Source organism: Scandinavium sp., assembly GCF_032012665.1.
In the GTDB taxonomy this organism is placed as follows: Bacteria; Pseudomonadota; Gammaproteobacteria; order Enterobacterales; family Enterobacteriaceae; genus Scandinavium.
Map to the genome: position 1 here is coordinate 160,130 of NZ_DALZVG010000001.1, position 14,099 is coordinate 174,228.

The following is a 14,099-nucleotide window of genomic DNA, read 5'->3' on the forward strand; positions in this document are numbered from 1 at the left end:
CAGGCAATCATTTTCCATTCGTGCCGATAGAACAGTAAAGGTGGCGAGCGTATGCCGGACGTGCCGGGAGGGAAACTATGCGTGTGATGTTACGCAGGGAAAGACGGCGGCGAAACATTATGGAATTTCAGGGATATTCGCTGTCTCTGCCGCACAACACGTTGGTTGAACGCGGTGCGTTGCTTAACCACACTGCACACTACAGCGATCATCGTATTCTGGTCACGCGAGATAGCTATCTGGCCTCTGGCATTCGCCACAGCCCGGTTCCGCTCTGTCTGTGCCGCATTTATGCAGATATTGATGAGGCGCTTGCCGCAGTCCAGCAGATCCAGCCGCTGTATCTGATTGTCGATCTCGAAGGCTGGGAAATGCCTGTACTGGCGCTGCTGGACCATCTTCGGAGTTTGCAGCGCCGCTACCCGGCGGTGGAAATGGTGCTGATAACACCGGAACTGGATCCGGTGACGCAGCAATTTTTGCAATCGGCCTTACGCTGCCGGTTGATTGAAAAACGACTTGCGCTGCCTTTGGCACGGGAAGCTTTACAACGTACCGTGGAGGCTTTACCCGCGCAGGTTCGCCTGTTTAAACCCAAAGAGTGGAGCGTGCTGATGCTGATGGCGCAAGGCCATTCGCTGAGCCACATTGCCCGTCTACAAATCCGGCCCTACCACCGGATCGTTTACCGCGTCGGCTGCATTTTGTCTTTACTACAGCTTAACCACCGTCAGCAGCTGTTGCGTGTATTACAACGGGTCAGCGCCCTTCACGATCGCCATCACTCGGGATAAGCTGCTGAAGCCTGGTTATCACTAAGAAAATACTTAAATAAAAGTTAATAGAGCGTTATTTTTTAACCAATAAAATACAATTGTAACTATTCCTGGAGTTTGCCTGCTGGTGAAAGGAAGGCACACTTTTTCCTGAGATTATGGTTTTTGCTGCTGCTTAATAAGATCTTACCGGCCTTTGCAGGTGAGATCGTCGAGCAGAGTGTGAGCAGACGAGCCTTTTAAGGCAGCAGATGTTTGCAACGGCAGCAGAAATACCTGCCTGTGACGCCGACCACGATTTGACCGTGCCTGAAAATGGGAATGACGCTAACTTATTATTTATACACACTTTTTCAGCACTAAGATGATGCGTTTTGGTGCATAACAAATTGCAAAAAAATTTACATTACGGCAACAAGCAGTCGCTTGTTTTGTTTTTCATGATGACATGCAGACATCCCGTTAACAAATTCAGCAACCGCAGAAATTCCCGCCAAAAGAAAATTCCTGGCCGATCGCATTCAGAACATCATAATTCGTAAAGTTATTTATCGTTTTCAGAGGGTTTTTCCGAAAACATTAAACGGTATAATCAGCAGCACTGAGATTAATAATAAATTTAGCAAAAATACCGTCCGAGATAATATCTCTAAGAGGAATAACCCGTCGTTAGCCAACCAAAGGAAGCCTTCATCAAACCAGCGGATGATACTCAATAACTCACAGTATTAACTGAGATAACCCACCGTTTTTACGAATGACTGAACAGCCAGCCGGAACGTGTTTTTCGTTTTCCCATATGTGTTGCTCACTGGCGCGACGCCGGGTATTTCAGAGACGTTTACAACACATCCCCACGCTGGCACAAGAGTTCGGCCTGAACTCTAAAAACTGTATACATAATCTGAGGAATAGAAAATGAAACCTGCTTCCGTTGTTATTATGGATGAACAACCTATCGTCAGGATGTCGATAGAGGTTCTGTTACGCAAGAACAGTGATATCCGCGTTGCTCTGAAATCCGGAGATGGAAGAGAAGTTATTGATTATGTAAGAAAAAACAAAACAGATCTGGTCATCATCGACATTGAGCTCCCCGGCACCGATGGCTTTATGCTGCTAAAAAGAATCAATGACATCAGTCCTCAGACCAAGGTTTTATTTTTAGCATCTAAGTCAGAAGAGTATTACGCGGGGCGAGCTATCAGGGCTGGCGCGAATGGTTTTGTCAGTAAAAGAAAGGATTACAATGATATCTACAAAGCGGTTGAAATGCTGCTTTCCGGTTATTCCTTTTTCCCGGCCGACACCCTTAATTTCCTCAGTGGTAATTCTTCACGCCGTGGAGAAGTGAACGAACTGCCGCTTTCAAATCGTGAAGTAACGGTCCTTCGCTATCTGGTCAATGGTCTGACAAATAAAGAAATCGCCGATCAATTATTACTCAGCAATAAAACCATCAGCGCCCATAAATCAAATATTTTCTCGAAACTCGGGGTGCATACCATTGTAGAATTGATTGATTACGCCAAATCACACGAGCTGGTTTAATGGCGACGATTGCTTCCTGCTAAATTAGCAGGAAGCAATCAAGGGATTAATTGTAATTAATTAAGAAAGTGGCGTCGGCATCGGCGCTGCCAGGCTGCGGGTCGTCGGCGGTGGCAATGTAATTGGCGTAGAACTGAAGCCTGGCGTTGCCCCGATCGTCAACAGCCACCGTCCGGCTGGCCTGCTGAAGCGGTAACCGGCTGCGATCGGCGTCGCGAAGCTCCACCGCCACCCGACTTGCTACGCTACTGCTGTTCAGGCCAAGCAGCGTCGGATCGCTGGGATCGCCTTTGCCGGTAAATGTGATGGAGGCCGAGCCAGGCGGACACCCCGTCAGGCTCAGGGTAAACGGCACCAGCGATGTGGTGCTTCCCGAGTTCCGTAGCTGCTTAGTTGGCCAGCGCCCCAGCTCGACGGATTTATCACTGTCGCCTGCCTCCACGACGCAGCTGTAATCCACCACGTTACCTGACAGCTCAATGTTCACTTCGCCCAGCGAGTTGTCTGCGTGCGCCTGGCTGCTCAGCAAGCCTGCGATCAGCGCGAGTCGAATAAACGGATGCTTCATTGCCTGGCCCTCAGTCATAGTCGACTCGCAGATACCCCCGCGCGGTAAACTTGCCTTCCGCCGGTTTGTTGCCCGTGATGCTGACGGGCCAGGCACGAATTGCCACCTGCGCCTGTGCGTTTGCATCGAGGCGGAACGGGATCTTGCTGCTGATGTTGTTCGGCGTCAGCGGATTACCGCTGCTGTCTGCCACGATAAAGCCCAGATCCGCGTTATCAGACACCATCGCGTTGCCCTGCGTTTTCTCCGCTTCCACGCGCATGCTCAGGTAGGCCTGAGACTCTACGTTAGTGCATTTGATGGCGACCGTTTTTTGTTGTGGCGGCACGTTTGCCGGGCGATTTCCCGCCCCGGCCTGGCTGAACAGTGACGCACCGATGTCGCCGAAATCAAACTGCACCACGGTCCCGGCATTAATTTCGCAGGTTTGCGGCACGTTAATCGTTCCGCTGTAGCTGATGGTGTAGACCGGTGTAGTCAGCGCATCTCCACTGTTGGTGGTCACATAAACGGTGAACATTGTCTGTTTTGGGATAACCACCATATTGATAAAGCGCTTGGTGACCTTCAGGCGGAAAATCAGCTTCGAATCATTCACCGGAAAGGGCTTTTGCTTAGGCACATTCGGGTGCGATCCCATCTGAATGTAGTTGGCCGGTGGCCAGAAAGCGCCCGCTGAGCTGTCGGTAATTTGCATCGCGCCATCGAGATAATCGTTAAGCTTGAGGTATTTGAAGTTATTTTCCGTGCTGACCACCGGAAAACTTGTGACGTAGCTACGTTTGGTGGTGGTGCCGGATGTGCCGCTCGGGCAAACCGCCTGCACGCCCACCCAGCCCGATTTCTGGCTGAGGGTAACAATTTGCCCCACCTGGTTATTCGCGCTGGTGAAGGTGTCCGTTAAATCGTAAAACACATCCGTTGGCACCCCATTGACGTTGCGGCATACCGTCGCCCAGGCCGAAGTGGAGAGCAACACGCCCCCTAACAGCAGAACAGAGAAAACCTTATTGATCACAGCGAACCTCCGTGAGCGTGATCGCCTGTTGCAGGCTCTTTTCGGGGAGGGAATACGGTGCCCGGCACTGTGCACCCGGCCCTTCGCCCCACTGAATCAACAGCTCACCGCTGAGCGGCAAACCACTTAAGTAGATTTGTCCATCGTCGCCCACCATGCTGGTCACGCCGCTGGCGGTTTCCCGCACGATGGCGCCAAACGGCACCGGCTGCGTTCCGCGCCGCACGGTGACCAGCGCTCGCACGCCAATACGCGTATCAAAAGCCGCGCGCACGACGGCACCTTCGGTTGGCACCACGCTGCTGACGTTGTTTTCGATATCAGTGCTGTTGTTCATGGTGTTGGTGTCAAGCGCGATACGGTTATAGCGGTAGACCGTGGCGTACGGCATCACAGCGTAGCCACGCCAGTCGGTTTTCACCCCGGTCTGGTTTTCGATGCTGACGCCGCTTGCGCCCGGCGCCTTGATCAGCACGTTGGTATCCCCCAGCGGCTGGCTGAAGGTCACGCCATCGGCATGAGCCAAAATGCCGCCCGACGCCTGCCAGTTCAGGGAGTGCTGATCGCGGTCATAGTTATATGCCCCGCTGAGCGTGCCGTAGGTTGCCTGCCAGTTAGCGCTCGCGCTGCCGGTGTAGCCGCGACCGCTGGCGTTGCCCTGCATCACGCTGTAGCTGAGGTTACTGCCCTCAAGCAGCGTACCGCTGATCCCGCTCTGCCAGCTGTCGTCACCGTCGCTGTTACGGCTGGCGGTGACGGTGGCATAGGCCCGGTCAAAGGCGGAGTTACGGCGCTCGGCGCCGTTGTTGAAGACACTGAACGGTACCGAGAGGTTGAAGGAGGCAATGCGGTCCGTGCCCGAGATGCCGATAGAGCGATTCCAGGACATCGACAACCCATAGCTCACGCCGCGCCAGCCGCCAGAGTAGCCAACCTGATACCACGTGTTGGTGTCGTCAGTTCCCCAGTAGGTCTGCTCGCTGCCGGAAAGGTAGAGCGAACCGTAATCACCGAGCGACTGCGAGACGTTGACCTGGAAGCGCCCTTTTTTATTCTGGGTCAGGTTGTGGTAGCTGATAATGTCCGGCACGCCGTCGTCATTGCTTTTGTCGCTGTACTGGTAACCGCTCATGTTCTTCCACGTCGTGTCATCGAGCGTGAAGAACCCTTTGGTGGAGTAGCGATAACCGAGCAGCTGGAAGTTAGTCCCGAAGGTGTTAAGCGATTTAGCGTAGAGGAAACGCACCGACTGTCCGTCGTGGGTGCTGTCGTCGACTAACCGGCTATGCGCATGGGTGACATCCAGCGAAACCGCGCCCCAGTCGCCCAGGTTTTTACCCAATCCGATAGCCAGCGCCGTGTAGTTTTCAGCAAGCTGCGTGCCGCCATAGACGGTATATCCTTCGTTCAGGCCCGTAATCAGCGTGCCCTGCGCGAAGAATGGCGTCTCCTGCTGGTTGTTGCCTGAACGATAGTCCCCGGCGACCAGATCGTATTTCCAGCGCCCTTCTCGCTGCAGCAGCGGCACGGAAGAGTACGGCACGGTATAGCGCTGCTGGCTGCCATCTTTTTCGTCTACCGTCACTTCGAGGTCGCCGCTCGACGACGTCGGGTTCAGATCGCTGATGGCAAACGCCCCGCTTTGCACATAGCTCTGGTAAACGACAAAGCCGTTCTGGCGGATGGTGACTTTCGCCGGGGTGCGGGCTATCCCGCGTACCGTTGGGGCGAAGCCCTGCATGCTGTCCGGGTACATGCTGTCTGAGGAATAAAGCCGTGCGCCCCGAAAACCAACACTGTCGAACACGTCGCTGCCGGTGTTGCTGTCGCCCAGCACCACTTCACTTTTCCATGGCACAATCGAGCGCTGCGCCCAGGTGGCGACGTTACGCCAGCTATTCTCTTTCTGGTTATTGCTGTTGGAGTAGCTCCATGTTCCGCTGTTTCGCAAACGCCATGGGCCATAGTTCAGGCCGCTGGTCAGGCTTAAAAAGTAGCTGTCGTCATCATTGCCGCGGTTGCCGCTAAAGCTGTAGTTGGCGAGCAGCGCAGGAATACCCTCATCCCATTCGTCAGGCGGTATATAGCCGCGAGCGCTGTTGAACATCGCAACCTGCGGCAAATTCACCGCCAGCTTCAGCGCGGCAAAATCAAACGCCGCTTCGGCCCCCGGAATGGCCTTTTTCAGCGCCACGCAGGCGTTTTTATCCTCTTTCGCCAGCGCAGGAAATGCGGCCGTATTGACGCCGAGACGCTTCAACAACGCAGGCGTCAGGCAAGGCGCTAATCCGCCTGCTGCGGGCTTTGTCCCTTCCGCGGGTGTAAACTCAAGATCCTGTGTGCCAACGAATTCGTCATTGCGCCAGATATCCACGCGGTAAACACCTGCGGGTTGTTGATGGCCCTTTTCGAAACGGGAGAGATCCGCCACGCCCGCCGTATCGTCCGACAAAAATGCCGGATTGAAGTAGCTTTCCGCATGTACGCCAGGAAGCAGGGTCACGCCCGAAAGCGCAAGGGTAAGCAACTTCAGGCGCGGTAGGCGTTGAGAGTGAGTGAGCGCAGTCATTACAGGTTCACACGACGAGCCGGAGTAATTGCACCGTAGTCATTAACACTCTGCCAGCTCAGTGCGCCCTGCACACCGCCCGGCAGCGTGACTGTAGCCGTGCTTTTTGGCGAGATCATCACGTTGTCGAGCTTCTTGCCGGCCATCTGAAGGTTCACCAGCGTGACGTAGTACGGCGATGGGTTTTTGATCGTCACGTTCGTACCGCTGCGGGTAAACGCCAGCGTATCCAGTGCCTGTGCGGGTTGCACCGCTAAATTTTTCGGGCGCACGAACAGCTTGATGCGCGAAAGGATTGCCAGCTGCAGGACGTTACGGCTGTTGCCGCTTTGTTTGTCCACCGATGGGATCGCTTTCACGTTCAGGTAAAACAGCGACTCTTTGTCGGTCGCAAGCGCAGGTCCGGCGTAAATAATACGCAGGGTGTTTTCGCTGTTGGGCTCACTCACAAACAGCGGTGGCGTGATAACGAAGGTTTTCTCTTTCTGACCCGTGGCATTCTCAATCCACGCGTTGATAAGGTAGCGTTCCTGCTTGTTGCTGTTGCTCAATGCCAGCGACGTCTGCTTCGCATCTGCCGGATAAATCACCCTTGTGGCACCCAGCGCAATGCCACCCTCTGCATGAGCAGAAATAGCCCCCGCCAGAAAAAGCAGCGGCAGTAAAAGCGTTTTTATGATTAAACGATTCATAACCCATCAACCTGTTTTCTTATTTCCTGGCCCGTTTGACGATTTACGGATAAACCAGCGTAAACCAGACATCGGTAAGTAAATTCCCTGGCACCAGCGGCAATGAAATAACGCGATAGCGTGCGCTAAAGTGAAAAGCCATCTCTTCTGAGAGTATTGATAAATAACTGTCAGGCGGTGCGTTGGGAATAATTAACTGCTGCTGGTTGTCGAACAGCGCGAGGCCCAGCCCTGTTTTTCCAGGCATGCCGTTTGCCCCGGCGGTGGCAACAAACACCTGCGGATCTTCCGCCGGGCTCAGGCCCTGAAAGGCGATGCCTACCTGGCTTGCGATATCGCGGCGACACTCCACAAGCTTCAGGGTAAACGGTACGGTTACCGTGGAATAACTGCCCACATCACCAAAGTTGTTGCTGCGGTATTGCCCCATTTCGACCCGTAAATCCTGACTTTCCGGGGAAACGGCACAGGCGCTGTTCACCAGCTCGCCGCGAAGATGGAGACCGCCTCCGTCAACCACAACCCTGTGCGCAAGAGCAGAAAAAGCGGCCAACAGCAGGGCCAGCAGCGCTAACGTCCGAATCATTCTCTGTTCCCGTGAGTGCTGAAAACATGCCTCTTCCCTGAGGCAAGGCTCATCCTGAGCGCGACGTACGCTTACTCGTATTTCATCACGAAGGTCGCGTCGGCGTTAGCCTGACCAGGCTCTGCGGTTGCCGCAGTCGCTTTGTAGCGAGCGGTAAAGTGCAGGGTGTTTGTGCCCTTGATCAGATCCTGCGTGGCAGAGAAAGTGCTGCCGTTTGGCGGCAGAGTTGCGGACGCCTTATCGAGGATTTCGATACCGACGCCGGATGCCGTGTCGCTGTTATCGCCAGAGGTAATCGCCAGCAGGGTTTTGTCGGTTGCATCAATCTGACCGCTGAAGGCGACGGCTGCGGTGGCAGCAACGCCTGGATCGCAGTCATTCAGTACGATTTCAAATGGAATTTTAGCGGAGGTATCACCCACGGCAGCAAACGCCGCAGTACGATACTGGCCCATTGGCACGGTCAGGTTGGAAGATCCCGTGCTGACGGCACAAGCGGCATTAACCAGCTCACCTTTAAAATGGACGTTGCCGCCATTCACGGTGACCGTATCGGCATTAGCCGCGCTAACAACCAGGCCCAGAGTTGCTACCAGAGACGCAGCGATTTTGCTAACTTTCATGAGTTTTCCTTGATGATTAATCTAATTATTCACGGAGAAGAAACTATCCGAATATAATTTTCGTCGTTCCTTCAACACTGGGCGGAAATACACCCCCGCGGCAGTTGCAGTAAATTAATCATTTCGCCTGATGCAAAATACGTATAAAGGCTGCGATTCTGATGAGCTGCGTCCTAATACTTCTTAGGAAAAGACTGTTCAATACTTATTCACCGGGAAAGAGCTTATCGTTTATATGGCTTTTGCAGGCCGATGCGACCGGCGGCAGAAAAAAGCAAACGGTGACTGACATCACGCCTGGCTTCTGCCAAAATATGCGCATCCCCCCTTTCGAACTCGACAGACGGAATCTTCTCTCTGATGGCAGCAAAGATTATTGACGGTAAAACGATTGCGCAGCAGGTACGCTCTGAGGTTGCGGAAAAAGTGAAGGCGCGAATTGCCGCCGGAAAACGCGCCCCAGGACTGGCCGTAGTGCTGGTTGGCAGCAACCCTGCATCGCAAATTTATGTCGGCAGCAAGCGCAAGGCCTGTGAAGAGGTCGGGTTCATCTCCCGCTCTTACGATCTGCCGGAAACCACGCTGGAAGCGGAACTGCTGGAGCTTATCGACACTCTGAATGCCGATAAAGAAATCGACGGTATTCTGGTTCAGCTGCCGCTGCCTGCGGGCATTGATAACGTCAAGGTGCTGGAGCGCATCGCGCCGGATAAAGACGTTGACGGTTTCCATCCGTATAACGTAGGCCGTCTGTGTCAGCGCGCTCCTCGTCTGCGCCCGTGCACGCCGCGCGGCATTGTGACCCTGCTTGAGCGTTACAATATCGACACCTACGGGCTGAATGCAGTGATCATTGGCGCATCCAACATCGTCGGTCGCCCGATGAGCATGGAGCTGCTGCTGGCGGGTTGCACCACCACCGTGACTCACCGTTTCACCAAAAACCTGCGTCAGCACGTTGAAAACGCCGACCTGCTGGTCGTGGCCGTCGGTAAACCTGGCTTTATTCCAGGCGAGTGGATTAAAGAAGGCGCGATTGTGGTCGACGTGGGCATCAACCGTCTGGAAAGCGGGAAAGTGGTGGGAGATGTGATTTTTGAAGATGCCGCCGCGCGCGCGTCTTACATCACTCCGGTACCTGGCGGCGTGGGCCCAATGACGGTTGCCACGCTTATCCAGAACACGCTGCAGGCGTGCGAAGAATATCATGATCCAGAGGAAGTAAAATAATGGCCACTTTTTCACTTGGCAAACACCCGCACGTTGAGCTGTGCGATCTGTTAAAACTCGAAGGCTGGACCGAAAGCGGCGCGCAGGCGAAAAACGTCATCGCCGACGGCCTGGTGAGCGTTGACGGCGCCGTCGAAACCCGCAAGCGCTGCAAAATCGTCGCCGGGCAGACCGTGAGCTTTGCCGGGCAGAGCATTACCGTTACCGCGTAATAGAATGTATTTGCATGCCGGATGAGCGCTTATCGCCATCCGGCATTTTTTTGCCCGGCGGCACGGCGTTTGCCGGGCCTACGTTTCTCCTCAAGCCTGCATGATTCCGTTAGCCAGATAAGCGCAGCGCCATCGGGGCACACGATTTCTCTCAAGCCTGTATTACCCCGTAGGCCGGATAAGCGCAGCGCCATCCGGCAGTTTGTTCAGCCCTCACCTTCCGCACATTTTTTAGATCCACTTCAAAAAAATCAGTAAATCCTATGACCAGTTGTGAAATTTAAGTTGCGTAACCTGGCTACTTCTCAGACGATAAGTAGAACGTTCTACTAAAACGTTCTACTCACAATAACAGCACGTAATCAGTGCATCTCAGATCTCAGGTCGGGGGAAAACAGCATGAGTCTGTTCTCAGGGTTTGTTAAATCATTGTCAAAACTATCCATGATTGGCCGCGCCTTAATGCTGCCAATTTCGCTTCTGCCCGCCGCCGGTCTGCTGCTGGCGTTCGGCGATAAGTTCCATCTGCCGCTGATGATGAACGCCGGGGGCGTCATTTTCGATAACCTGCCGATGCTGTTCGCCATCGGTTCCGCCGTGGGGCTGGCGTCCGAATCCGGCATTGCGGCGCTGTCGGCGGCGGTTTCGGTGTTCGTCACCAACATCACCATCAGCACAGTGCTGAGCATTACGCCGGAAATGGCTTCTCAGGGCGGGAAATATGCGATGGTGGTCGGCATTCCGACGCTGCAAATGGGCGTCTTCGGCGGCCTGATTTGCGGCGTGCTGGCGGCCTGGTGCTACAACCGCTTCCACCAGATGCAGCTGCCGGAATTCCTCGGCTTCTTCTCCGGCAAGCGCTTCGTGGCTATCGCTACCGCCTTCCTCTCTTTCATTATGGGCCTGCTGCTGCCGTACATCTGGTCGCACATTCAGTCCGGCATTGACGCGCTTTCCGTGGTGGTAAACGGCGACAATCAGGCGGCATCAACCTTTATCTTTGGCCTGGTGGAACGTGCGCTGATCCCGCTTGGGCTGCACCACATCTGGTATCCGTCGTTCTGGTACTCCTTTGGCGATTACACCACTCAGGCAGGCCAGGTGATTCACGGCGACCAGACCATCTGGTTCAAAATGCTGGAAGAAGGCGTGAAGTCCTTCAGCAGCGACAGCTACCAGAATGCCGGTAAGTTCATGCAGGGCGAATTCCCGCTGATGCTGTTCGCGCTGCCTGCGGCGTGTCTCGCGATGTACCACGAAGCACACACGGCGAACAAAAAAATTGCCGCCGGTATCCTGTTCTCTGCGGCCCTGACCTGCTTCCTGACCGGCATCACCGAGCCGGTAGAGTTCACCTTCATCTTCGTGGCGCCGGTGCTGTACGTCTTCAACGCCATCATGGCCGGTCTGGCCTATATGACGATGTACCTGATGCATGCGCACATCGCTAAGTCGTTCTCGGCGGGCTTCATCGATTACCTGTCGTTCGGCATCCTGCCATCGTTCAACGGCTACCAGACCAACTTCCTGAGCGCGGTGATCATCGGCATCCCGATGGGCCTGATTTACTACTTCACCTTCCGCTTCGTGATCCGCCGCTTTGACGTGAAAACGCCGGGTCGCACCAGCGTGACCGCCAACGCCAATGACAAAACGGACACCGAACTGGCTACCGAAATCATCGGCCTGCTGGGTGGCGCACAGAACATCGACTCCGTCGGTTCCTGCATCACCCGTCTGCGTCTGGAAGTGGCGAAGAGTGACATCGTCGATAAAGATGGCCTCAATGCCGTCGGCGCGCGCGGCGTGGTGTTTGTCGGCGACAAAGGTATTCAGGTGATTTTTGGTGCCAGAGCGCAATTTATCGCACAAACCATGTCGACGATGATTGGCAAATAAGCGGAAAATGTTACGCTGTCCACCGTCTCCTGCCTGTGCAGGAGACGGTGTTTTAACTGACTGATTAGGGCGGTTTTTCAGGGAGCAGGTTTGAAAAAAGTCAGCATTATTGATGTGGCGAAGCAGGCGGGCGTGTCCGTCTCAACCGTCTCGCTGGTCCTGCGCCAGAAGGGAAAGATTTCCGACGCCACCATCGAGAAAGTTCAGGCTGCTATTACTCAACTCGGCTATGTGCATAACGTTGCCGCAGCAAACCTTCGCGCCAATACCTCCAATCTTATTGGCCTTATCCTGCGCGACTTCAGCGACAGCTTTTCCATCAAGGTGATGGCGAGCGTCGTTCAGGAGCTGGAAAAACAGGGATATATGGTCTTTCTCGGCCAGCCGCTTGACGATCATTCAAGCCTCGAACGCTGTCTGCTCTCCTTTAAGCAGCAGGGCGTGGCAGGCGTTATTTATCTCGCGTCTGACACCACGCGTGCAGCGCTGCCGGAGCTGATTCGCGACTGTCCTCTGCCGTTAGTGGTCGTTTCTCAGTCGCTGATGGAAGAAAACTGCAACATGGTGATGCGCGATAACCGCCAGGCTGCAAGTCTCGCCACCCGCTATCTGATTGAACGTGGGCACCGCAGCATCGGCTACATCGGCGGCCAGGCCGACTGCCTGATCCGCCAGCAGCGGCTACAGGGGTTTCGCAGCGCGCTGACGCAAAATGGCATGGTGTGGAAAGAAGACTTCGCTCCGGCCTGTAACGACGATACCCAGGCTGCAGGCCTTGCCACCCGACAGCTGCTGGAAAAACACAACACCATCACCGCCCTGCTCTGCCATTCGCCGAACGCCATGATTGGCTGCATCAACGGCATTCATCAGGTCGGGCGAACTATCGGGAAGGACGTGTTTCTGACTCAGCAGGTGGCGCTGATAGGCTTCGAAGATATGCTGCACGTGAATCTCACCTCACCGTCGTTTACCTATGTCTCCTCCGCCAGCGAAGAGACCGGCCGTCAGGCTGCCGGGGTGATTATCCGCAAGCTGAAAGAGCCTGAGTTACAGACCCAACGCATCACGCTTTCCGGCCAGCTGATTGCCCGGGAATCGGCATAAAAAAGCCCGGCAGAGCCGGGCCTGAACAGACCTTTATTTCCCCTCGCCGGGGCGCACGTCCACCACCGTAATGTCATACACCATGATTGAATTCGGCGGGATCTCCGGCGGTCGACCCTGCACGCCGTACGCCAGCTCTGGCGGTACCGCCATCCTCAGCTTGCCTTTATTATTCATCTGGCGAATAGCCGATGAGAACAGCGGCGGGAAGTTTGCCAGCGGCAGCGCGAGCACCTTGCCCGTCTTCGTCATATCCTTAATCACTTTGCCGTTTGCCAGGCTCTCCTTAACGGAAATCGCCACCACGTCACCGTCGGTAATTTTCCCTTCTCCCCTGTTCAGCATCCGGTAGTAATAGCCCATTTCAGCGCGTTTGGTCCCCGGCTTCTGGCTGAAAGACTGAAGGAATTTATCAGGACCTCTGCTGCTTTCAGCCGGCTGATTCTTAGCCAATACCTGCTTGTTCATCGCCTCCAGCTGATCCATGATTTTTTGCTCAGGGACCCGGTACTGGCCCTTAAGCGAATCGCTGACCCCATTAATAACCTGCGAGAGCTCCAGGGGAATACCATCGGATTTCACCTTCTTCATCGCACCGTTCACTTCCTGCCCCCACAGCGTGCCGAGCGCGTAGGAACGCACTTCGTTTTGCGATTTGGGCTCCGGCGTGTCGACGGCAGTTGGCTTCTGGTTGCGAAGAGCGGCCAGCTGTTTTTCCTGCTCTTTCAGTTTCCCGCTGGCGTCCTGCCAGTTTTTCTCCGCTGCCTCACGCTGCTTCTGGCTTTCCACTAACGACTGCTGCACCGATGCGATTTGCTCCGCTTTACGCTTGTCCTCGGCGATCAAATCCGCATTCTTCGCCAGCAGATCCTTCGCCAGATCCTGGCTTTCTTTTAAAGACGCTTTCATCTGCACCGCGGACTTCGCGTTTTGATCCTGAGACTGATTCACCGTTGCCAGCTGCTTCGTCAGCGCCGCAGTCTGAGCCTGGCTCTCACTCAGCTGCTGCTTAACCTGCGTCAGCGACTTCGCGCCTTCGGACAGGTTAGCCGTCAGCTGGGCTATCTGTTTTTTCAGATCCTCTGTTGAAATTTGGCTTTCACTGACGTTCTTTTTCAGCCCGGCCACTTCACTTTGGCTCGCGCTAAGCGACTGCTTCAGATCGGCAACCGCTTTGCTGTCTCCGGCTTTCGCAGCGGCCAGCGCTTTAGCGTTTACTTCCTGGATCGCGTTCAGATCCGCGACCTTCTTCGTCAGGGCATCCACGC

13 protein-coding genes are annotated in these 14,099 nt (G+C 54.7%); 6 read left to right on the forward strand and 7 right to left on the reverse strand.

The window, feature by feature from the left end; translation table 11 throughout:
- The first annotated feature begins 119 nt into the window (after positions 1–119).
- Together RTU33_RS00725 and fimZ are read left to right on the forward strand one after the other, a co-directional pair.
- Positions 120–794, forward strand: coding sequence for a hypothetical protein (locus RTU33_RS00725; protein WP_312624625.1), 675 nt, complete (start codon positions 120–122; stop codon positions 792–794).
- Between the two features lie 900 nt (positions 795–1,694).
- Positions 1,695–2,327 (forward strand): fimbria biosynthesis transcriptional regulator FimZ, encoded by a 633-nt coding sequence (gene fimZ, locus RTU33_RS00730; protein ID WP_312624626.1) that lies wholly within the window; start codon positions 1,695–1,697, stop codon positions 2,325–2,327.
- Positions 2,328–2,373: 46 nt separating this feature from the next.
- Here fimZ and sfmF read toward each other — a convergent pair whose 3' ends face one another.
- The 6 genes from sfmF to fimA all read right to left on the reverse strand — a co-directional run bounded on the left by sfmF (position 2,374) and on the right by fimA (position 8,383).
- Positions 2,374–2,895: a fimbria assembly protein gene (gene sfmF, locus RTU33_RS00735; protein WP_312624627.1), complete on the reverse strand. Its 522-nt coding sequence runs from the start codon at positions 2,893–2,895 to the stop codon at positions 2,374–2,376.
- A 10-nt stretch (positions 2,896–2,905) separates the two neighbouring features.
- Complete coding sequence (fimH, locus tag RTU33_RS00740; RefSeq protein ID WP_312624629.1) at positions 2,906–3,913, reverse strand: type 1 fimbria D-mannose specific adhesin FimH; 1,008 nt, start codon at positions 3,911–3,913, stop codon at positions 2,906–2,908.
- Positions 3,903–6,482 carry a fimbrial biogenesis usher protein gene (locus tag RTU33_RS00745; RefSeq protein ID WP_312624631.1) on the reverse strand — a complete coding sequence of 860 codons (2,580 nt, stop codon included), beginning with the start codon at positions 6,480–6,482 and terminating at the stop codon, positions 3,903–3,905. Before RTU33_RS00745 ends, fimH begins: the two co-directional genes overlap by 11 nt.
- Complete coding sequence (fimC, locus tag RTU33_RS00750) at positions 6,482–7,174, reverse strand: type 1 fimbria chaperone FimC (protein ID WP_312624633.1); 693 nt, start codon at positions 7,172–7,174, stop codon at positions 6,482–6,484. Before fimC ends, RTU33_RS00745 begins: the two co-directional genes overlap by 1 nt.
- 43 nt (positions 7,175–7,217) lie before the next feature.
- A complete protein-coding gene (gene fimI, locus RTU33_RS00755; protein ID WP_312624634.1) occupies positions 7,218–7,760 on the reverse strand; it encodes a type 1 fimbrial protein subunit FimI in 543 nt (180 codons plus the stop codon).
- Between the two features lie 71 nt (positions 7,761–7,831).
- Entirely contained in the window at positions 7,832–8,383 is a 552-nt protein-coding gene (gene fimA, locus RTU33_RS00760; RefSeq protein WP_312624635.1) for a type 1 fimbrial major subunit FimA, read from the reverse strand.
- 360 nt (positions 8,384–8,743) lie between these two features.
- Here fimA and folD point away from each other — a divergent pair, with 360 nt between their 5' ends.
- The 4 genes from folD (at position 8,744) to malI (ending at position 12,831) form a co-directional block, all read left to right on the forward strand.
- Positions 8,744–9,613, forward strand: coding sequence for a bifunctional methylenetetrahydrofolate dehydrogenase/methenyltetrahydrofolate cyclohydrolase FolD (gene folD / locus RTU33_RS00765; protein WP_312624636.1), 870 nt, complete (start codon positions 8,744–8,746; stop codon positions 9,611–9,613).
- The gene (gene ybcJ / locus RTU33_RS00770) at positions 9,613–9,825 is read left to right on the forward strand and encodes a ribosome-associated protein YbcJ (protein WP_312624638.1); all 213 of its coding nucleotides are present in this window, start codon (positions 9,613–9,615) and stop codon (positions 9,823–9,825) included. The genes folD and ybcJ overlap by 1 nt, the downstream gene beginning before the upstream one ends.
- A gap of 399 nt (positions 9,826–10,224) precedes the next feature.
- Positions 10,225–11,724 carry a PTS transporter subunit EIIC gene (locus RTU33_RS00775; protein ID WP_312624639.1) on the forward strand — a complete coding sequence of 500 codons (1,500 nt, stop codon included), beginning with the start codon at positions 10,225–10,227 and terminating at the stop codon, positions 11,722–11,724.
- Between the two features lie 90 nt (positions 11,725–11,814).
- On the forward strand, positions 11,815–12,831 hold the full coding sequence (gene malI, locus RTU33_RS00780; protein WP_312624640.1) for a Mal regulon transcriptional regulator MalI: 1,017 nt from the start codon (positions 11,815–11,817) through the stop codon (positions 12,829–12,831).
- 33 nt (positions 12,832–12,864) lie between these two features.
- On the opposite strand, the gene RTU33_RS00785 is transcribed toward malI, so the two are convergent.
- A partial coding sequence (locus RTU33_RS00785) for an FKBP-type peptidyl-prolyl cis-trans isomerase (protein WP_312624641.1) occupies positions 12,865–14,099 on the reverse strand: 1,235 nt, incomplete at its 5' end.

Coding starts and splice junctions, on each gene's coding strand:
- RTU33_RS00725 (WP_312624625.1), top strand. CDS start 120: ATGGAATTTCAGGGATATTCGCTGTCTCTGCCGCACAACACGTTGGTT.
- fimZ (WP_312624626.1), top strand. CDS start 1,695: ATGAAACCTGCTTCCGTTGTTATTATGGATGAACAACCTATCGTCAGG.
- sfmF (WP_312624627.1), bottom strand. CDS start 2,895: ATGAAGCATCCGTTTATTCGACTCGCGCTGATCGCAGGCTTGCTGAGC.
- RTU33_RS00745 (WP_312624631.1), bottom strand. CDS start 6,482: ATGACTGCGCTCACTCACTCTCAACGCCTACCGCGCCTGAAGTTGCTT.
- fimC (WP_312624633.1), bottom strand. CDS start 7,174: ATGAATCGTTTAATCATAAAAACGCTTTTACTGCCGCTGCTTTTTCTG.
- fimI (WP_312624634.1), bottom strand. CDS start 7,760: ATGATTCGGACGTTAGCGCTGCTGGCCCTGCTGTTGGCCGCTTTTTCT.
- fimA (WP_312624635.1), bottom strand. CDS start 8,383: ATGAAAGTTAGCAAAATCGCTGCGTCTCTGGTAGCAACTCTGGGCCTG.
- folD (WP_312624636.1), top strand. CDS start 8,744: ATGGCAGCAAAGATTATTGACGGTAAAACGATTGCGCAGCAGGTACGC.
- ybcJ (WP_312624638.1), top strand. CDS start 9,613: ATGGCCACTTTTTCACTTGGCAAACACCCGCACGTTGAGCTGTGCGAT.
- RTU33_RS00775 (WP_312624639.1), top strand. CDS start 10,225: ATGAGTCTGTTCTCAGGGTTTGTTAAATCATTGTCAAAACTATCCATG.